This is a genomic window from Campylobacter concisus (genome assembly GCF_003048875.2).
Lineage (GTDB): Bacteria > Campylobacterota > Campylobacteria > Campylobacterales > Campylobacteraceae > Campylobacter_A > Campylobacter_A concisus_AU.
The window spans coordinates 1181022-1200852 of the sequence record NZ_CP049264.1; the positions used below are offsets into that span (position 1 = coordinate 1181022).

The 19831-nt window shown below is 39.9% G+C and carries 22 protein-coding genes; 7 read left to right on the forward strand and 15 right to left on the reverse strand.

Going from position 1 to position 19831, the window contains the following annotated elements; genetic code table 11:
* Positions 1-37 precede the first annotated feature (37 nt).
* Together CVT07_RS05935 and CVT07_RS05940 are read right to left on the reverse strand one after the other, a co-directional pair.
* Positions 38-373 (reverse strand): branched-chain amino acid transporter permease, encoded by a 336-nt coding sequence (locus tag CVT07_RS05935; protein WP_107892332.1) that lies wholly within the window; start codon positions 371-373, stop codon positions 38-40.
* Positions 370-942 (reverse strand): AzlC family ABC transporter permease, encoded by a 573-nt coding sequence (locus CVT07_RS05940; RefSeq protein ID WP_230855688.1) that lies wholly within the window; start codon positions 940-942, stop codon positions 370-372. The genes CVT07_RS05935 and CVT07_RS05940 overlap by 4 nt, the downstream gene beginning before the upstream one ends.
* 238 nt (positions 943-1180) lie before the next feature.
* Between CVT07_RS05940 and CVT07_RS05945 the strand changes: the two genes are divergently transcribed.
* From CVT07_RS05945 to CVT07_RS05955, 3 genes are all read left to right on the forward strand, one after another.
* On the forward strand, positions 1181-2140 hold the full coding sequence (locus CVT07_RS05945; RefSeq protein ID WP_107935822.1) for a tetratricopeptide repeat protein: 960 nt from the start codon (positions 1181-1183) through the stop codon (positions 2138-2140).
* A 9-nt stretch (positions 2141-2149) separates the two neighbouring features.
* On the forward strand, positions 2150-2590 hold the full coding sequence (locus CVT07_RS05950; protein ID WP_107935820.1) for a sel1 repeat family protein: 441 nt from the start codon (positions 2150-2152) through the stop codon (positions 2588-2590).
* 67 nt (positions 2591-2657) lie between these two features.
* On the forward strand, positions 2658-3401 hold the full coding sequence (locus CVT07_RS05955) for a tetratricopeptide repeat protein (protein ID WP_159071293.1): 744 nt from the start codon (positions 2658-2660) through the stop codon (positions 3399-3401).
* 121 nt (positions 3402-3522) lie between these two features.
* Here the strand turns inward: CVT07_RS05955 and flgG are convergent, their stop codons facing one another.
* Positions 3523-4311 (reverse strand): flagellar basal-body rod protein FlgG, encoded by a 789-nt coding sequence (gene flgG / locus CVT07_RS05960; protein WP_002942100.1) that lies wholly within the window; start codon positions 4309-4311, stop codon positions 3523-3525.
* A 15-nt stretch (positions 4312-4326) separates the two neighbouring features.
* Positions 4327-5136: a flagellar hook-basal body protein gene (locus CVT07_RS05965; protein WP_107935817.1), complete on the reverse strand. Its 810-nt coding sequence runs from the start codon at positions 5134-5136 to the stop codon at positions 4327-4329.
* A 150-nt stretch (positions 5137-5286) separates the two neighbouring features.
* Here CVT07_RS05965 and rpoD point away from each other — a divergent pair, with 150 nt between their 5' ends.
* Positions 5287-7140, forward strand: a complete 1854-nt coding sequence (gene rpoD / locus CVT07_RS05970) for an RNA polymerase sigma factor RpoD (protein ID WP_107935815.1) — start codon at positions 5287-5289, stop codon at positions 7138-7140.
* 487 nt (positions 7141-7627) lie between these two features.
* Here the strand turns inward: rpoD and CVT07_RS05975 are convergent, their stop codons facing one another.
* From CVT07_RS05975 to CVT07_RS06005, 7 genes are all read right to left on the reverse strand, one after another.
* Entirely contained in the window at positions 7628-8383 is a 756-nt protein-coding gene (locus CVT07_RS05975) for a flagellin (protein WP_196375709.1), read from the reverse strand.
* 138 nt (positions 8384-8521) lie between these two features.
* Complete coding sequence (gene hisD, locus CVT07_RS05980; protein WP_107935813.1) at positions 8522-9814, reverse strand: histidinol dehydrogenase; 1293 nt, start codon at positions 9812-9814, stop codon at positions 8522-8524.
* Complete coding sequence (locus CVT07_RS05985) at positions 9811-10662, reverse strand: pyridoxal-phosphate dependent enzyme (RefSeq protein WP_107935811.1); 852 nt, start codon at positions 10660-10662, stop codon at positions 9811-9813. The genes hisD and CVT07_RS05985 overlap by 4 nt, the downstream gene beginning before the upstream one ends.
* Positions 10655-11746, reverse strand: coding sequence for an OmpA family protein (locus CVT07_RS05990; protein ID WP_107935809.1), 1092 nt, complete (start codon positions 11744-11746; stop codon positions 10655-10657). Before CVT07_RS05990 ends, CVT07_RS05985 begins: the two co-directional genes overlap by 8 nt.
* Positions 11743-13056, reverse strand: a complete 1314-nt coding sequence (locus CVT07_RS05995) for a MotA/TolQ/ExbB proton channel family protein (RefSeq protein WP_107935807.1) — start codon at positions 13054-13056, stop codon at positions 11743-11745. Before CVT07_RS05995 ends, CVT07_RS05990 begins: the two co-directional genes overlap by 4 nt.
* Positions 13057-13060: 4 nt before the next feature.
* On the reverse strand, positions 13061-14125 hold the full coding sequence (fbaA, locus tag CVT07_RS06000; RefSeq protein ID WP_009294115.1) for a class II fructose-bisphosphate aldolase: 1065 nt from the start codon (positions 14123-14125) through the stop codon (positions 13061-13063).
* A gap of 15 nt (positions 14126-14140) precedes the next feature.
* On the reverse strand, positions 14141-14959 hold the full coding sequence (locus tag CVT07_RS06005; RefSeq protein ID WP_107935805.1) for a peptidylprolyl isomerase: 819 nt from the start codon (positions 14957-14959) through the stop codon (positions 14141-14143).
* A 94-nt stretch (positions 14960-15053) separates the two neighbouring features.
* Between CVT07_RS06005 and nth the strand changes: the two genes are divergently transcribed.
* Complete coding sequence (gene nth / locus CVT07_RS06010; protein ID WP_103594072.1) at positions 15054-15686, forward strand: endonuclease III; 633 nt, start codon at positions 15054-15056, stop codon at positions 15684-15686.
* A gap of 49 nt (positions 15687-15735) precedes the next feature.
* Here nth and CVT07_RS06015 read toward each other — a convergent pair whose 3' ends face one another.
* From CVT07_RS06015 to CVT07_RS06030, 4 genes are read right to left on the reverse strand one after another with little or no spacing between them, the layout of a single operon-like run.
* Positions 15736-17025: a M28 family peptidase gene (locus CVT07_RS06015; protein WP_107935802.1), complete on the reverse strand. Its 1290-nt coding sequence runs from the start codon at positions 17023-17025 to the stop codon at positions 15736-15738.
* 17 nt (positions 17026-17042) lie between these two features.
* A complete protein-coding gene (locus CVT07_RS06020) occupies positions 17043-17300 on the reverse strand; it encodes a heavy-metal-associated domain-containing protein (RefSeq protein ID WP_009294141.1) in 258 nt (85 codons plus the stop codon).
* Positions 17293-17616 carry a hypothetical protein gene (locus CVT07_RS06025; protein WP_021085941.1) on the reverse strand — a complete coding sequence of 108 codons (324 nt, stop codon included), beginning with the start codon at positions 17614-17616 and terminating at the stop codon, positions 17293-17295. Before CVT07_RS06025 ends, CVT07_RS06020 begins: the two co-directional genes overlap by 8 nt.
* A complete protein-coding gene (locus CVT07_RS06030) occupies positions 17613-18692 on the reverse strand; it encodes a transglutaminase-like domain-containing protein (RefSeq protein ID WP_107935800.1) in 1080 nt (359 codons plus the stop codon). Before CVT07_RS06030 ends, CVT07_RS06025 begins: the two co-directional genes overlap by 4 nt.
* Positions 18693-18784: 92 nt before the next feature.
* Here CVT07_RS06030 and CVT07_RS06035 point away from each other — a divergent pair, with 92 nt between their 5' ends.
* Both CVT07_RS06035 and cmoB read left to right on the forward strand, forming a co-directional pair.
* Positions 18785-18952 (forward strand): hypothetical protein, encoded by a 168-nt coding sequence (locus tag CVT07_RS06035; protein WP_002942642.1) that lies wholly within the window; start codon positions 18785-18787, stop codon positions 18950-18952.
* Position 18953: 1 nt separating this feature from the next.
* Complete coding sequence (cmoB, locus tag CVT07_RS06040) at positions 18954-19823, forward strand: tRNA 5-methoxyuridine(34)/uridine 5-oxyacetic acid(34) synthase CmoB (protein WP_230855689.1); 870 nt, start codon at positions 18954-18956, stop codon at positions 19821-19823.
* Positions 19824-19831: the final 8 nt, after the last annotated feature.

Below are 19831 nucleotides of genomic sequence, written 5' to 3' on the forward strand. Positions count from 1 at the left end.
TTTAAAAAATTTATTAATTTTTAAAATTTATATTTATTTAAAAAATTCTTATCAAAAGCATATAAATTCCAGTTGAAACGACTATGCTAAAAAGGGCATTTTTAAATTTCAAATGCACCAAAATAGCCGTAAAAACCGCCACTATCTCGCTTAAGCCGTATGGAAACTCGCTAAATTTCGTATCTTTTAGCCCGTAGCAGACCAAAACGACCATTATCATCATGCCCATATGCTTTTCAATGGCGTCTAAATAAGGGTTTGGCTTATAGTTTCTTAACGCATAAAACGGCGTCGCCCTCGTTATAAAAGTAGCTAAGGCACTTAAAAGCACAGCCACAAAAAGCACCATCTCACTTGAGCTTACACTTATCAAATTTTATCCTTAAACAACAGTAAAAATACAAAACAAAGCGCCATCGAGCCAACAAGCACAAATTTAGCTGGAAAGAGGCTCACTCCAAGCACTCCAAAAAAGACCGCCGCAAAGAGCACGCGGTAGTTTTTATCATTTTTAAACATCTCGATGACGACTACTGTAAAAAGCGCTGTTAAGCTAAACTCAAGTCCCCTTGTATCAGCCTTGATGAAGTCACCAAGTATCGCTCCAAGAAGCGTCCCGGCCGCCCAGTAAGACCAAGAAAGCAAATTTAGCCAGGTAAAGACAAAGCTTCGATCACTAGCCTCTTTTAGCCCCAAATTTTTAAATATTGCAAAGGTCTCATCTGTTAGCAAAGCGATGTTTAAGAGCCTAAATTTGATCCCGCTATACTCTTTTAAAAGTGAAATTCCATAAAAAGTGTGACGCAAATTTACTAGGTAGCTCACAATAAAGACCTCAACGTAGCTCGTGCCAACACTAAAGAGCGAAAGCATCATAAACTGCGCTGCTCCGCCATATCCAAGCATGCTAAGTGCCACAGCGATAAATGCACTAACTCCCATGCTTTTAGCCAAAATGCCAAAGGCGATGCCAAGGGGAAAAAGCCCATAAAGATAGGAATGGATAGTTTAAAAACGTAGTTAAATGTCAAATTTTACCTTCATAAAAAGCCAAAATATTAGCAAAAATTTAAAAATTTAAATTTAAAGAGACGTTTTTGCTTTTATAAATTTAACTGCTTACTCGCATTTTAAAACTAAATTTTATAAAATAACAACAAAATTTATAAAGAAAATTTCTATGAAAAATATAATTTTACTAATATTTTTAACACTAAATTTAATAGCCTTAACAACAAATCCAAAGATAAAAATCCCTCAAGCAAATAGCTGTAATATCGAGGATAACTGCATTGATTTTAGCCGCAGATACAGCGACGATGAGTATAAAAGGCTATTTGGAATTTACAAAAGTGAGTGCGAGCTTAAAAATTTAGACGCATGCATCTATCTGGCTGAGTTTTACAAAAGCGGACTTGGCGTAAAAAAAGACGCGACAAAATCACTAGAAATTCTTAACAAAACTTGCGATGAGAGCAATAAATTTGCCTGCCACAACCTTGGTGTTGAGTATCAAGAGATGAAAGATCACAAAAAGGCTTTAGAAGCTTTTAAAAAAGGCTGCGATCTAGCTTTTATACAAAGCTGTTTTAACATCGCAGTTTTATATAATAACGGCGGCGGCGTAAAAAGAGACTATAAAAAGGCTGCTAAAATTTACAAAAAAGTTTGCGAGCAAAATTTCTATGAAGGATGCTACAATCTAGCCGTTTTATACCACAACACCACTGGCGTAAAGCGCAACTACAAAGAAGCGATAAAGCTTTACAAAAAGGCTTGTGATAGCGACTTTAGCATCTCTTGCTACAACCTAGCGAGCTTATATCAAGAGCAAAAAGAGTATGAAAAGGCTAGCAAGCTCTATTTTAAAGCTTGCAAGCTTGACTTTGCCGATGCTTGTAATAACCTAGCCAGCCTTTATGACGACGCACTTGGCGTAGAAAAAGACGATGAAGTGGCATTTAGATACTACAACAAAGCGTGCAGGCTAGATAGCGCAAGTGGGTGCAAACATCTTGCATACTTTTACTATCATGGCATAGGCACAAAAAAGGATAAAAAGCTGGCAGAAAAAGGGCTTAAAAAAGCTTGCAAGCTAGGCCTTAAAGAGGCTTGCGAGATAGTTAGAGATTTTCACTAAAGAGCGTTTATGAAAAATTTGATTTTGTTTTTATCCCTCATTATGCTTTTAAATGCAAAAAATTTAAACGAGATGTGCCAAAGCGAGGGCGATATAAGAGCAAATTTAACGAGCTGTTACAAGGCTGCTGTAAAATTTTATAACTCATCAAGCGATGATAAAGATTTTAAAAAGCTAAAAGAGATATTTTTACTAGCTTGCGAAAGTGATATGAAAGAGGGTTGTTACAGCGCTGCGCTCATCTATATAAATGGCTACAACGACGTGAGTAGCGAGCTTAATCAAACTATCATAGTAAATAGATACGCAAGATTTTTAAACTACGCACTTTTAGATAACGGCAAAAAAGAGGACAAAACGACTGCCAAAAGCTACTTTCAAAGATCATGCGAGCTAGGCTTTAGAAAGGGCTGCGATATGAGAAATTTATTAGAGAAGCTTGGGTATTAAATTTGATATTTACTATAAATTTAAAGCTTTTTATCTAAACTTATTTAATTTTTTAAAAAGGCAGGCAATGAAAAAGATCGTTTTATTATTAACCTCTGCGGTGCTTTTGTGGGGCGCAAATTTAGAACATAAAGAGCTTGAGTCTAGGTGCGAAAACAAAGAGGCTAAAAGCTGCTTTGAACTTGGTAATAAATTTGAGGAGAGCAAAAACTACCAAAAAGCGGGCGAGTTTTACAAAAAAGCTTGCGAGCTAAAACACGCAGGCGCTTGCAGTAGCGTGGGCATGCTCTACGACATGGATTACATAAAAGATGTAAATAACAAAAATACAGCCAAATTTTACCAAAAGGGCTGCGAGCTAAACGACGGCTTTGGATGCGCTAGACTTGGCTTTGTCTATACGCTAGATAAAAACTATCAAAAGTCAAAAGAGCTATTTTTAAGAGCTTGCGAGCTAAAAGATGGCGACGGATACTACGGACTTGGGCTTTTATACTATGACGGAAATGGCGTAGAGCAAGATGCCAAAAAGGCAAAAGAGCTCTTTGAAAAAAGCTGCGATCTGGGTCATGCTGCTGGCTGCAATAGCCTTGGTATGATGCTTTATAGCGGAAAATACGTAGAAAAAGATCAAAAAAGAGCTAGCAAACTCTTCACAAAAGCTTGCGAAATGGACTTTGGCGATGGTTGTCACAACCTTGGGGTTATCTATTTTGAAGCAAAAGGCGATAAAAATTTAGCCAAAAAATACTTTGGCAAGTCCTGCGAGCTAGGCAACGACGAAGACTGCCAAATTTACAATGCTCTATAAATTTAATGCACCTGACTTTTGGGACCCTTGCCCTTTGGGGTCTTATGTGAAAAGTAAAAAACATCAAGCGTAAAAGCAACGAGTATAAGTCCAACAATAGCCAAAGTCGCGTCCATATTACCTACCTTTTAAGTCCATTTACTATCTCTAACATCGAATCACTCGTAGTTATCGCCTTTGAGTTCGCCTCGTATGCGCGCTGACCAGTGATAAGATCAGTCATCTCTTCAACTAGCTGCACGTTACTCATCTCGACAAAGCCTTGTCTAATGGTGCCAAGTCCGTCAAGGCCTGCTACACCTACCACCACATCGCCGCTAGCGCTTGTTTGAAGGTAGTTATTATCACCCATCGAGTGAAGACCGGCTGGGTTTATGAAATTTGCTAGCTCGATCTGACCTATCTGAGCCATGTCGGTTTCGCCAGCTTGAAGCACTGAGACGGTGCCATCTGTGCCTATTGAAATTTGCGTCGCATTTGCAGGGACAGTGATCTGCGGGATGAGCTGATAGCCGTCACTATTTACGATCGTGCCGTTTGCGTCAAGCTTAAATGCGCCGTTTCTAGTGTAAGCCGTCGTGCCATCAGGGAGTTGAATTTGAAAAAAACCGTTGCCAGCTATTACCATATCTAGGTTGTTGCTAGTCTCTTTAAAATAGCCCTGAGAGAAAATTTTATTTATCGCTGTTGGGCGCACGCCAAGGCCTACTTCGATGCCTGTCGGGCTTGTAGTAGTTTGGCTAGTAGCCGTGCCTGCGTACTCCATGACTTGATACATAAGATCAGCAAATTCAGCTCTATTTTTCTTATATCCATAGGTATTTACGTTTGCGATGTTGTGTGAGGTTACGTCTATCTGCGTCTGCTCGGCAATCATGCCAGTGGCCGCAGTGTAAAGTGATCTCATCATAGTTTTATCCTTTTATTAAGCTTTTAGGGCTAGTTTTTGAACAGCATCTTGGTTAAGGTCAGTCATGTGGCTTGTCATAACCTTTTGATACATATCAACTAAGCGCTGGGTTTCTATTAGACCCACCATTTCTAAGACTGGATTTACGTTTGACATCTGAGCGTAGCCTTGCATCACGCTGTCAGCCTCGTCAAGCTCGGTTATATCGTCAAAATTTCTACTCTCAAAGAGATTATCGCCGACCTTTTTTAGATCCCTTATCTCTCTTGGCTGAGCGATGTAAAATTTAGAAAATTGATTGTTGTTTGAGTATAAATTTCCATTTTTATCAGCAGTTAGCACCTCGCCTTGTGGCACTTGGATGCCTCTTTGACCTGGATTTTGCGCTTCATAGCCACTTGGTAGCACCCTGTAACCCTCTTTTGTGACGATGTAGCCGTCTGCGTCAAGGCTAAAAGAGCCATTTTTGCTTAGTTTTACGCCATTTGGAGTATCGACTAAGAAAAAGGCATCGTCTCTTTTTATCGCAAAGTCAAGCGTGTTTGAGCTGTATTTAAAGCCGCCAGCGCTAAAGTCGGTGTATTCTTCGCTCACTTGTGGCACACGATCAAGCGTTCTATTTAGAAATTTAGCTCCGTCTTTTGTGTGATTTTTAAGCGGAAGCTCATCTTGCGTCTCTTTAAAAATTCTCGCAAAGTCGCCGATAACTACGTCGTTTCGCTTGTAGCCGATCGTATTTACATTTGCAAGGTTGTTTGAGATGACATTTAGTCTGTTAAACTGCGTTATCATGCCAGCAGTGGCTTGATAATAACCATTTTGCATAAATTTTCCTAATCAAAATTTGATTTTTTAGAATCACTAAGCAATCATCGTTCCAACTTTCTTTTTATACACTTTTAAAAAATTTTGGGTATAATCCACTTTCTTTTAACCAACACTTAAATCACAATGATACGATTTGAAAGGAAATTTATGAGCGCCGCAAAAGACTCTTTTTCTCAGGTAGAAGAGCTTTTTGTTGAAAATGCAAAAGGCTTTTTGACATACGAAAAATTAGTAAAATTATTAGACAAAGCTCCAACGGCTACGGTAGTAAAAAAGATAGAACAACTAGCAAAAACAAACAAAGTCCAGCTCATCACATCTGCTGAGGCTGCAAAACTTAGAAATTTAGCCGATGCTAAAAAACGTCAAGAAAATGCTCAAAAAAGTGACCAAGATATCGACGAAGACCTCGATCTTTCAGGAGAGAGCGATCTTTTAGAGTGGTCAAGATCAGATAGTCCAGTAAGGATGTATCTAAGAGAAATGGGTCAGATCGCGCTTCTTACAAAAGAAGAAGAGGTCGAGATCAGCAAGAGGATCGAGCTTGGCGAAGATATCATCATCGATGCATTTTGCTCGGTGCCATTTTTGATAGATTTCATACTTGATTACAAAGAGCCACTTATCAACAGAGAGCGCCGTGTAAAAGAGCTTTTTAAAAGCTTTGAGGATGAAAGCGAAAATGAAAATGAAGATGGCGAAGAGGACATAGACGAAGAGGATGAGGAGAACGAAGAGAACGAAACTCCTAAAAAATCAGCCAAAAACGACAAGCGTGCAGAAAAAGTTATAGAGAGCTTTAAAGCCCTTGAAAAGGCTAAAAAAGAGTGGCTAAAGACCGCAAATAAGCAAGATAAAGTTGAAAGCGACGACACAGCTTCAAAGATGACGCTTGCGTTTAAAAAGAAAATTTTAAAAGAGAAGCTGATGGATCTTGGTCCAACAAGTAAGCTAATCAGCGAGATCGTAAAATCAATGGAAACGGCTCTTAAAAGCGACGACGAATTTGACAGAGAGCTAAAACGCTTGGAGTATCGCTTGCCGATGTTTAGTGACGAGCTAAAGAAAAATCACAAAAGCATATTAAAAGATATAATCAAACTTAGTAAAGAAGAGATCGCGGCTCGCGTGCCAGAGGCTACGATGGTCTCAACCTATGTCGAGATCAAAAAGCTTTTTACGACAAAAGAGGCTAGCAAACAGGGCTTTGACCTTGAGCCAGCAAGACTAAAAGAGATTTTAGAGCAGATCAAGCGTGGAAAGAAAATTTCAGATGAAGCAAAAGCTAGAATGGCTAAGTCAAACCTCCGTCTAGTCGTAAGTATCGCAAAACGCTATACGAACAGGGGCTTGCCGTTTTTAGATCTCATCCAAGAGGGCAACATCGGCCTTATGAAGGCGGTTGATAAATTTGAGTATAGAAAAGGCTATAAATTTTCAACCTACGCCACATGGTGGATCCGCCAGGCTATCTCGCGCGCGATCGCTGATCAGGCAAGGACGATTAGGATACCTATCCACATGATAGAGACGATAAACCGCATCAACAAAATCAACCGCAAATACCTCCAAGAAGAGGGAAAAGAGCCTGATGTAAGCGTCATCGCAAAAGAGGTCGGACTAAGCGTCGATAAGGTAAAACAGGTAATCAAGATCACAAAAGAGCCTATCAGCCTTGAAGCTCCGATCGCAAACGAAGAAGACGGTAAATTTGGAGATTTTGTCGAGGACAAAACTTCACTATCACCGATAGATCAAATTTTAAAAAGTGACCTTAGAGAGCAGATCGATGATGTGCTTTCGCAGCTAAATGAGCGCGAAAAAGCGGTTATTTCGATGAGATTTGGCTTGCTTGAAGATGAGAGTGACCGCACACTTGAAGAGATCGGCAAGGCGCTAAACGTCACTCGTGAACGCGTCCGCCAGATAGAAAGCTCAGCCATCAAGAAACTAAAACACCCAAAAGTTGGTAGAAAACTCAAAAACTACATCGAGGGCTAACAAGCCCTAACCTTTTGGGCATCTGCGCCTAAACTCTATAAATTTCTGAAATTACTCTCTAGTCTATAATTAAGTTATCCTTGCGACCAAAGCACCAAAAGATACAAGTAAAAATTTAATATTTTTGTATATTTGCCCTACTTTGGTGTATATACTCTTATTTAGACAGCTTTTCTTTTGGTAAAGTATTAGCGTCTATACCCTTTAAAGGGCTTTCTCTTTGAAAAATTTATAGCATCCATATTCAAAAATTGTTTTAAACATTGCATATAGCTCTTATCTTAAGCATAATTAATATAACCTTCGTTTTGAGGGCACACTTGCTATAAAAATTATTTCTTTAAGAACACATTAGCTACAAAATTTAAACTAAATTCCAAAAACAATAACTAAAAAGCATAAAAATTTAATTTACAAATATGTTGTATAAGTTAAAAAAGTAGAAATAAAAAAAGAGAGTTTTACCGGCCCCAAGACCGGTAAAAATTTATTCGCCTAGAAGTTTATCTAGTTTTGCAGCCAAGCTCGTAGTGTCGTGAGCTTTAGCCAAAGAGGCAGCATGTAGTTTTAAATTTGCTTGTAAATTTTCTTCCAAGCTCTTTGCTATATCGCTGCTATCAAGGCTCTCTACGCTATTAGCATTTGCTACACTTCTAGCAGCTAGAGCGTTCATGCCCTTAAATACAGCATTTTGTGTCGAGCCGATCTCTGAGCGAAGTGAATTTATGTTTTTCAAGATATCGCCAGAATTTGAGCCATCCTCTTTAACATTTAAAAGAGCATTTGTGCTTAAATTTATATTTTTTGTGCCATCACCTGTGAAAAAGCCAAGTTCGGCGTCAAAAACGTTTTTGCCATTAAATTTAGCCTCTTTTACACTGTCGCTCATCGCATTTTTAAGCGCATTTATCTCGCCTTTTATGCCCTTTTGCTCGTTCGCTGAAAGAGCTGGGTTTGAAAGCTTGCTTGATAGCTCGCCGATCTTATCCGCACTCTCGCTTAAATTTAAAAGCGTTGAGTCGGCGATCTGAAGCATACCGATCATATCGTTTGCATTTGCCATGCCCTCATTTAGGACATTTGTTTGCGAAAGTAAGCTCTCTGCGATTTGCAAATTTGCACCTGATGCTTTGATCTCGCTATTTGCAGAGATGGCGTTTAGCGCCTTTTTCTCGCTATTTTTAGCTTGATCTAAATAATAGTTTCCTGAAGCCTGGTTTGCAGTATAAGTTCCTAACTTCATATCAACTCCTTTTTAATAGTTTTGAGACGGATTTTACTATAAATTTCATAAAAAGTTGCAAAAATATTTCTTAAAGCAAAAAATATTTTTAAAAAGATTTTAGAAAATTTTAAATTTTCTAAAATCAAATTTCATTTTTTAATCCTCTAACCTCACGGCGATTGATCTTTTATGGGCTGTTAGTCCTTCGGCTTCGGCTAGCTGCATGCATGGTTTGCCAAGATGCATGATGCCTTTTCTGCTAACTGAGATGATAGAGCTTCGCTTCATGAAATTTTCAACTCCAAGCGGTGAGTAAAATCTCGCACTTCCGCCAGTTGGCAAGGTGTGGTTTGGTCCTGCGATGTAGTCGCCCATCGCTTCAGGTGTGAAGTGTCCAAAAAATATCGCTCCAGCGTGTTTTACCTCGTCCATATAGCTCAAAGCGTCGTTTGTAGCGATCTCTAGGTGCTCCACAGCAAGCTCGTTCATCAGCTTAAAGCACTCCTCTAGGTCTTTTGCGACGATGATAGCGGCTTTGTTTCTCATACTAGCACTAGCGATTGGTTCTCGTTTTAGAGTTTTTAGCTCGTCCTCTATATGTCTTTGCACTGCCCTTGCAAAGGCCTCCACTGGCGTTATCAAAAAGGCACTTGCGATCTCGTCGTGCTCGGCTTGTGAGAGTAGATCGATCGCTATGTGGCGAGGGTCAGCACTATCATCAGCGATCACGCCTATCTCGCTTGGACCTGCGATCATATCGATATTTACGTCGCCATAAACTAGCTTTTTAGCAGTCGCTACGTAGATGTTGCCAGGTCCTGTGATGACATCGACCTTTGGCACGGTTGCTGTGCCGTAAGCCATCGCTGCGATCGCGCTTGCACCGCCTATTTTAAAGGCTGTTTTGATACCACATAGATGCATCGCAGCAAGAAGTAGAGGATTTACCTTGCCATTTGGCGCTGGGGTGCAGACAACGATCTCTTTTACGCCAGCTACGATTGCTGGGATGGCATTCATAAGAAGTGAGCTAGGATATGCAGCCTTACCGCCTGGGATATAAAGACCAGCGCGATCAACCGGAGTGTATTTAGCACCAAGCAAGATGTCGTGCTCGTCTTTATAGGTCCAGTCGCTTGGTTTTGTGCGCTCGTGATAGCTTTTTATCCTATCATTGGCTAAATTTAGAGCCACTCTTAGGGCATTATCTAGCGAATTGTAGGCAGCCTCCATCTCTTTTACGTCGATTATTATGTCGTTTTTGCCTGTGACATTAAATTTATCAAATTTGCTTATCTGTGCAAAAAGCGCGCTATCACCATCTTTTCTTATCTCGTCTATGATGCCTGTAACCACTGGCATCACGGCACTCATATCATTGTCACTTCGCCTAACAAGCTGTGAAAATTTACTCTCAAAGTCAGCGTCGCTGCTGTGTAAAAACTTCATTTATGATCCTTTATTTTTAGTTTTCTCTCATATCTTTGCTTTTGTGTAATGTTACCTAAAATTCCGCCCTGGTGGATATATAAAATTTCGCTCCCAAGCTTGTCTAAATTTGCAAAAAGCGTCATAAAGCCCACTGGGTCGTAGACTAGGTCAAATTCTACGCCACTTTTGCACACTTCAAGCCAAATTTCATAAAGCTCAGGGTATAAATTTCCAAAATGATACTTCTTTGGGGGATTTAAAATTTGCACTTTGCTATCTTTATCTAGCTCGTAAATTTGCTTTTTTAGATAGTCGCTATCCCCTACGCAAGGGGCCGTAAAAACCCTAAGATCGGTGTGCTTTGCCAGATAGCATGCGCTTGTGCCAGTGCCTGAGGGCAAAAAGATATCAGGCCTTATGCCACTTTTTTTGCTCCACTCATTTATCTCATTTGCTTGCGTGATAAAGCCAAGTTCAGCCTCACTCTGCGCTACGCCCTCGTTTATAAAGAGCGCATTTTGGCTCTTTGCTAGCTCTTTAGCAAATTTCTCACGCTCTTCTTTTACAAAAATTTCCATACCATTTTCAAGTGCAAATTTGAAATTTCCAACTGGATTTTGCTCTAAATTTGAGCTTAGATGAGAGACGACGTAGTAAAATTTAAGCCCTTTTAGCTTGGCAAAAAGACTTAGGCTATACATGGCATTTGACTGACTTGAGCCGTGAGATACGATGGCTTTGATGCCGCTAAGATCGGCCTTTAAAAAATACTCCAGCTTTCTTGCTTTGTTGCCGTTAAACTCGCCTAGCAGGTCATCTCTTAAAAGCCAAAATTCTCGCCCTCTTAAGCGAATTTTATCAATCACCCTTAAACTCCAAAAATTTCTCTATCTCATTGATAGCCTCTTTGTTTGAGAGTGAAAATTTGATCTCTATGCGCCTTGAAGCGTCCTTATCCTCGGCTCCATCTTTAAAAACTAGCTCGTTGTAGCTTCGGCCACTTGCGACAAGCAACTTTCTAAGGCGCGCGTCATCGCTAAATGAGTTTATAAACTCCATCACCGCGTAGGCTCTTTTTTGCGAAAGCTCTAGGTTGTAAATGTAGCTTCCGTCACTATCCGTAAAGCCCTCGATCACGATCTGATCGATGTTTGAGGCGATCTCTTTATCATTTAAAAGCACGTCAAAATACTTACTAAGTGTGGCTTTTAACTCTTCTTTGACCTCTTCTTTTAAGATGGCACTGCCTTTATCAAAAAGCACTGAGGAGCTAAGCTTTAGCGCGCCTGAGTTTGGATCGATCTCGATGCTAGATCCTAGCCTATTTTTTAAGGCGGAGATCACTTTTACCCTTATGCCAGTTAGGTTTTTGACCCTATCACGAGTGACGTTTAAGTCCCTTAAAAGCTCGTCATATCTAGCCTCTTTTTTGCTCACTTGCTCGAGCAAGAAGGCGATCTTGGCTAAATTTTTCTCGCTGCTCTCGTTTGCGTCGCTTAGCGCTCTATCTTTTGATGAAATTTCATCATTTAGCACGATCATCTTTTGATTTAGATCAAAAATGCTAGCATTTAGCTCTTTTATGCTCGCATTTGCGTCCTTGTTTTCATCTATGAGCTGGGCTAGTTTTTCTTTTAGGGCGTCTATTTGGATGACAAAAATTTCATTTGATTTTTTTAAATTTATGTTTTCGTCGCTTATCTTTGAAAGCTCGCTTTTTAGGGCATCATTTAGCTCTTCGAGGGTGAAATTCTTACCCTGGGCGTCTTTTAAATTTGCCAGTGCTGTGATGATAGCTTGCTCTTTATTTTCAAGAGTGTTTTGAGTTAGGACGTATTTTACGACGACAGCGCCGATTAGCAACATAAAAACAAAGAGCAGACCCGCCATCAAGTCTGCGTACGAAACCCAAAAGCTCGATTGATCTTCGTTATTTTTGTCTATTTTCATTGCACTAGATTTTCGATTTTTTCTATTACAGAATTTGCTTCTTTATCGATCTCGTCTATGTTCTTCTTAAGCTCAGCAATGAGGCTCTCGCGCTCTTTTTCACGCTCCAAGCTCCTGCCCTCTTGCTCATACGCTGCCTTAAATATCGTCGCACTCTCCACTAGCGAGGTTCTAAATGCCTTTAGTGCCTCGTTTTGCTCTTTCATCAAAGAGAGAGAAAATTCTTTTAAAATGGCGTCAAAACTCTTGATAGTCTGCTCGAATTTAAGCTGGCTCTCTTTTGTAGCGTTTAAATTTCTACTAAAAATTTCGCCAAGCTTTGCATGCTCGGTTAAAATTTTAACCTCCATATCTTTAAAGGCATTAGAAAACGCGCCAACTGCCTTTAATATATCGGAGTGGATTTTTACAAATTCATCTTGTTTTAACCCAGATTCATTTAGCATTTTTAAACTTGCACTAAGTTCTGCCTTGCTTTGATTGATGATATTTTTCTCAACCTCGCAAAGCTCTTTTAGACTGTTAAATTTCTCATTTGTCTGCTCGCTTAGCTCTTTTACAAATTTATCATCAAGCACCATTTTAAAAGCATCGTGACTATCTTTAAAGTAGCCTACACTTGCTTTCATGAAATTTGCATTTAGCTCATTTTCCTGCCAGAAAAACTCACGGCTTAACTCTTTTTGCTCGCTGTAAAATCTCTCAAATTTACTAATGCCGATCTTTTCAAAAAACATCCACCAAAGTGCTAAAAATATGCCGTATATCGATACATAAAACGCCGTAGCCACGCCATTTAGCAGTATAGCGATCTCTTTTTCTAGGCCGTTTGCGGTGCTTGAGCTAAAGCTTGGCATAGAGATAGCGATACTGATAAATGTGCCCAAAATTCCAAGCATAGGAAAGACTGCTTGGCCGATGTTTGCTAGGTTGTCATTTCTAAAATTTTTTGTATAGCTCTCGAAAAAATCTTCAAATTTAGCGTTTGCCTTTTTGACACTTGAAATTTCAAAGAGATGAGCGATGATAAATTCTTTTAGCCTTACCTTGTAGTCTTTGGCATTTGCTAAGAAATTTGAGTAAGCCACTAAGGCGCTATGGCGTGAAAATATAAAAGCCACAAAGAGTATAACGCCCATCATCACGATGGTGTGAAGCTTCATCTGAAAATTTATAACGCCAAGATACGCTAGTATTGCCAAGACATAGATGGCTAAAGGGATAAAGATAACTTTAAAAAAGACAAAGAAAGAGTGAGCTTGGCGCTCTTTTGGCACGCTTAGCTCACTAAAATCATTTTGATTTTGCATAGGATTAGTTCCTATTTAGGCAGTTTAAGTCGCTAAAAGCAGTCTGAAGACGCTTAACCATGCTCTCCTCGCCACTTCTTAGCCATTTCCTTGGGTCGTAGTATTTTTTATTTGGCTTGTCATCGCCTTCTGGGTTGCCGATCTGCCCTTGCAAGTATGCTCTATTTTTAGCCTCATACTCACGCACGCCGTCCCAGAAAGCCCACTGTGTATCGGTGTCAATGTTCATCTTGATAACGCCGTAACTTACAGCATTTTTGATATCTTTTAGCTCGCTGCCACTTCCGCCGTGAAATACAAAATTTACTGGCTTGTCGCTTTTTGTGTTAAATTTCTTAGCGACATAGGCTTGTGAGTTTTTAAGAATTTCTGGTCTTAGCACGACATTGCCTGGTTTATAGACACCATGGACGTTGCCAAAACTAGCCGCGATGCTAAATTTATCGCTTATCTTGCTTAGTCTTTCATAAGCAAGCGCGACATCCTCTGGCTGGGTGTAAAGAAGTGCGTTATCAACGCTTGTGTTATCTACGCCATCTTCTTCGCCACCAGTGACGCCTAGCTCGATCTCTAGGCTGATGCCAAGCTCGCTAAGCTCTTTTAGATACTTCTCGCACGTGCTTAAATTTTCGTTGATATTCTCTTCGCTAAGATCAAGCATGTGAGAGCTAAAAAGTGGCACGCCGTGAGTTTTTTTATACTCATGACTTGCTTTTACTAGCTCATCTATCCAAGGCAAAAGCTTTCTAGCGGCGTGGTCAGTGTGTAAAATGACTGGCACGCCATAAGCCTTAGCAAGCAGATGAACATGCTTTGCTCCAGCGATCGCACCAAGAACGGCAGCGTTTTCGCAGGCTTTACCAGCGTAAAAACCTGCACCGCCATTACTAAACTGAACGATAACAGGCGAGTTAGCAACCTTTGCTGCCTCTAAAACAGCATTTACCGAGTCGCTGCCTACGACATTTACAGCAGGTATTGCAAAACCTTGCTCTTTGGCATAAGCATAAAGTTTTGTTACATCATCTCCGCTTAAAACACCAGGTTTTACGATATCTAAAACGCCCATTTTATCCTCCAAATTTTATTTGTATTCTATCTTTGCTTTTTGGCGTAGAGCTTCACTTTTTTGTCTAACAGCAGCTTGGAATTTCTCCATTTTTACAGCTTGCTCGATCTCTGGTTTTGCTTGTTCAAAGCTTACAGTGCCAGCAGCTTTACCATCTTCTTTTAAGATAACATGGTAGCCAAACTGAGTTTTAACTGGTTTTGTTGAAACTGTGCCATTAGCCATTGAAAATGCAGCGTCTGCAAAAGGTTTTACCATTTGGCTTTGACCAAACCAGCCAAGCTCGCCACCATGTGATGCTGAGCCTTTGTCGATTGATTTTTGGCTTGCTAGCTCTGCAAATTTCTTAGTTAGAGCCTCGCCTTTTAAATTTTTAAGTTGAGCGATTATGTCGTTTGCTGTTTTTTCATCTTCAACTAAGATATGTCTTGCTCTTGCCTGAGCTGGTTGGTTCATGCTAGCTTTGTTTTTGTTGTAAAAATCTCTTAAATCGCTATCGCTTACTTTTATACCGTCAAATAGTTTTCTCATATAAAGCTCAACTGCGATACCTTCTTGTGCAGCTTTTACAGCCTTGATGTAATCAACATCTTTTTCAATGCCTGTCGCTTTTGCGTCTTTTAAAAGAAGTTTTCTATTGATTAGATCGTCGATTATACGTTTTTTCTCATTTGGTTGAAGCTTGCTAGCGTCAAAACCTGGCATAGCTGCTGATAAAAGTGCTGAGATATCGCTATCGTTTATAGCATCGCCATCAACTGTTGCAACTACTGCTGCGTTTAGAGTGACAGCTGCAGCTAAACTTAAAACTGCTGGAAACAAAAATTTTTTCATATAAATCCTTTAAAAAATTGATTTTATGGGCAAGATTATATCAAATAATGCGGTAACTTTTCGTTTAACTTGCAATTTTAGGTAAAATAGCCAAATGAGAACAAAAAAAGATATTTTAGAGATAAAAAAGAGGCTTTTAGAAGAGTTTAAAGACGCCAAAAGCGAGCTTAAATTTAGAAATTTATATGAACTTCTTGTCTGCGTCATGCTCTCAGCTCAGTGCACAGACAAAAGGGTAAATTTGATCACACCTGCCCTATTTGAGGCTTATAAAGATGTTTTTGAGCTAGCTAGTGCAAATTTAGCCAGTCTAAAACTCATGATAAACTCATGCAGCTTTTTTAACAATAAGGCCGTAAATTTGATCAAGATGGCAAACAGCGTGGTTGAGCTTTATAACGGAGAAATTCCGCTTGATGAAGAGAAGCTAAAAGCCCTTGCTGGAGTTGGGCAAAAGACCGCTCACGTCGTGCTTTTAGAGGCGACAAATGCAAACGTAATGGCAGTTGATACGCATGTTTTTAGAGTATCGCATAGACTTGGCTTAAGCAGCGCAAAGACGCCAGAAGCGACTGAAGAGGATCTAACTCTTGCCTTTAAAACTGATCTTGGCAAGCTTCATCAAGCGATGGTTCTTTTTGGGCGCTACACTTGCAAGGCTAAAAAACCGCTTTGTTTTGAGTGCATTTTAAGCGATCTTTGTAAGAGCAAGGATAAGGTGATATAGATATAGATATAGATAAAATTTGCTAGAAATTTCTAGCAAATTTTACTTTTTATGAGTTATATTTTTTAACGATACCGCGAACGACTTTTTCGATAAAAAGTGCAGAAGCTACTTCACAATGTTCTCTTGTAGAGTGAGGTGAGTAGATATTTGGCCCGATTGAACATGCACTAAGACCTGCTTTTTTCTCCAAAAGCACTCCACATTCAAGTCCAGCATGCACAGCTGTTATCCTTGCATTTGGCTTATAAATTTTAAGCTCTTCTAAGATATCGTTTGCAAATTTATCATTTATAGGTTTCCAAGCTGGGTTTCTATCTTTTGAAATGACATTAAAACCAACCGCTTTTGCAAGCTCTGAAATTTCAAATTCCATCCTATTTAGTCCATCTTTACTCATTGATCTTGCAAAAAACTCCACTTCAAGTGTGCCATCATCTTTAATCTTTGCAAGTGAGAGATTGACGCTATCTTGCGGTATGCCTAGCTCGCAGTTATAGGCTCTTACGCCTTGTGAAAATGAGTTGATAAGAGCTAAAATTTTCTCGCCGTTTTCTAAAATTTCATCTCCTGTGCCAAGCTTTTTCACGCTTAAATTTTCACACTCGCTCTTTAGCTCTTTATCGCTTAACACAAGCGCAGTTGCGCTACTTGGAATAGAGTTGCTTCGCTCCCCACCTTCAAATTTAACAAGCTTGCAGTCATTTTTAGTCACAAATGCCGCCAAAACCTTGATCGCATTTGGGATATTTTTATGTATCTCATTGCCAGAGTGTCCGCCAGGTAGGCCGCTTACTTTTACTTCGTAAAGCGTGCTCTCCTTTGTCTTTTTGCTATTAAGCGCAATAGTAGCAAATAAATTTACACCGCCAGCGCAGCCGATAGTGACGCGGTCATCCTCTTCGCTATCTAAATTTAAAAGCTTATCGGCTTTTAGATCGCCGCTAAAGCCAGCAGCTCCAACCATGCCGACCTCTTCGTTGTTTGTAAAAAGGCACTCTATGTCGTCAAATTCGCTTATCATCTGCATCATGATAGCCACGCCTATGCCGTTATCGGCACCTAAAGATGAGTTTTTAGCCCTCATGTAGCCATCATCGCCATAAACTATCTCGATCTTTGGCGCGTCACCCATGCAGACCATATCGTAGTGGCTTTGCAAGCAAATTTTTGGCTTGCCTTTAAATGCATGAACGTTGCCAAAGCTATCAACCACGACTTCACAGCCCTTATCTTTTGCAAAATCAGCTAAAAAATCACGCATCTTGTCAGTCTCATAACTGCAATGCGGTATCGCCGCAAGTGTCTCAAATTTCGCTAAAACTTCGCTCTTTGACATATTTGCCTCCTTTAAATTTATTTTATCTCGCCCTTATAGCCAGTCGCATCGACCGCCTTTAAAAGCTCTTTTTCATCGACCTTATCATCTGCTATGACGACAGCTTTTCGCTCTTTTAGCGATACGTCTGCCTTTTTTACGCCCTCAACGCTAAGTGCAGCCTTTCTTACTATCGCTGTGCAAAGCGGACAGTGCATGCTAGGCACTGAAATTTCTATCTTTTTATCAGCGTAGCTTGCAGCCACCAAAAGGGCTAAAACTAAAATTTTACGCATAAATTTCTCCTAAAAGCTCCGGATATGTAAGGAGTAAAAGTAGTATCACTCCAAAAAGTATATATATAAGTATCCATTTTTTCTTTTTATAGCTTAGGTTGCAGCTTTTTGGCTTGTAAAATAGACTAATTCCTGAGATCACAAAGCAAATGACTGCCACGACGCTCAAAGGGACGCGGTACTCGTATAAATTTTGTGTCCAAGATAGAAAAGAAAAAGATGTGCCAAAAAGCAAGAAAAGAAGTGCCGGTAAGCAGCACAAGGTAGCGCCGATAGCACTACCTATGGATGTTAGTATCAGCCAAAAGGCTCTCATTTTAGCTCTGTTGAGACGTAGTCGTAGCTAAATTCTTTTGGCGAATAGTAGTTTTGTGTGTTGCCATCAACCTCAGCGTATGGATAGCCAAAGTTGTTTAGCGGAGTTTGCTCTGGAGTTGGCTTTAAGATAAAGTCGCGTCCGTAGTTAAAGCCTATCCAGCACATCTCCCAGTTGCCAAAGCAATAGTCCCTAACAGCTTTGATCTTAGCGTCGTCGTTTGTTAATTTCTCGCCCAGTCTTACCTTCGTAACGTCAGCTGGATCAACCGGTATCCAACCATAGCCTTTTAGGTAAAACTCAGCCCTGCAGTGCTGTCCGCCTGAAATTTTAGCCACGCCGTCTTTTGCGCTACCCATCTGATCTGAAAATCTAGACTGACCAACCCTGATACCAAAAATTTCTCTTGCTGGGATGCCAACTGATCTGCAAAGTCCCACGAAAACTGAGTTTATGTCGGTGCATTTGCCAACTAGTTTGCCACTTTCAAGTATCGCTTTAACGTCGCCCGTGCCACATCCAAGGATGCTGTTATCACGCTGCATAGTGTTTGCAACCCACGTATATATCGCTTTTGCACGCTCCAAGTCGCCTTTAGTATTGCCGATAATCTCAAGCGCTTTTGCTCTTACGACGCCATCTGTTGGGATGTGTGAAGTTGGTTTTAAAAACTCCAAAACAGCAGGATCGACCTTCTCATTTGGATCGAAATTTACCTTACTAAAGTCGGTATTGCGCTCTGTTGTTTGGATCTTAAACTGGATATTTAAAATAGGTCTTTGCTCATTTTCTTCAAATTCGCCATACATTGTTGGTATTAGCGTGTCTGAGATATAGACGTTTTTAGCGGTTGTGTTTATGACGTAGTCTTGAGTTAGTTGCTGATAAGTAGTGCTTAGTGGGAGTGGTAGCCAAATTCTCGAGCTTTTGCCCTTTTCAAGCAGCTGGTGCTTGAAATTTACGTCAAAATTTCTAACTACTGGGCTTGCTGGCTCGTCGCTAGCTAGAGTGACACTTGGAAGCAGACTTGCTGCACCTAAAAAACCACTGAATTTAAAAAAATCTCTTCTTTGCATAAAATGCCTTTTTGCTTAATCTTAGCCAAACTTGGCTCTAAAACTGCCTGCTATTCTAGCATAAAATTTTTATTTATGATAAAATCCGCCACATGAAAAAGATTATATTTTTAGGCTTTATAGCGCTATTTTGCAACGGTTGTCTTTATATGAACGAGCGTGGAGTTTCGACTCAATATTATAATGATTGTAAAGAGTATTATGACGCGACTGGCACCTACCAAAAAGAGTGTCCGCACAACATCGTCGACTGGAAATAGCGTGGATCTTAGCAAATTTAACGAGCAGCAAAAGCAAATTTTAAATAGGATAGAAAATTTAGCAAATTTTGATTGCGAATTTAGCCTCTCTGATAGCGTAAATGTCAAATTTAAAAATTTAGATCAAGCCAAAAAAGATGAAATTTACAACCTCGCCCTTAGCCTAAAGCCTTGGCGAAAAGGGCCATTTTTACTTGATGATATATATATAGATAGCGAGTGGCAAAGTTTTATTAAATTTAACATCCTTGCCCCACACCTAAATTTAGCTGGCAAGTGCGTGGCTGATGTGGGTTGTAACAATGGATATTATATGTTTAAGATGCTTGAGTATGGCCCAAAAAGCATAACTGGCTTTGATCCTAGCGTGCATACATATTTGCAGTTTAAGTTTTTAAATAAATTTATCCGCTCAAATATCAACTATGAGCTTCTTGGTGTAGAGAGCTTGCCTGAATACGCAGCGAAATTTGACACTATTTTTTGCCTTGGCGTGATATATCACAGAAGCGATCCTATAAAGATGCTAAAAGAGCTAAAAACCGCGCTAAATCCTGGCGGCGAGCTATTTTTAGATACGATGTATATAGATATGGATGGCGACTTTGCACTTAGTCCAAAAGATAGGTACTCAAAAATCCCAAATATCTACTTTGTGCCAACGCTTAGCGCGCTTTGTAACTGGTGTGAGAGGGCTAAATTTAAGGATTTTACCCTGCTTGATACAAAGGCGACTGATCTAAACGAACAGCGAAAAACGCAGTGGATAGATGGCGAAAGTCTTGGAAACTTCTTAGACCCAGACGATAAAACAAAGACTATCGAGGGCTACCCAGCTCCAAAAAGAGCCTATGTGAGAGTTAAAATTTAAGGATAAAT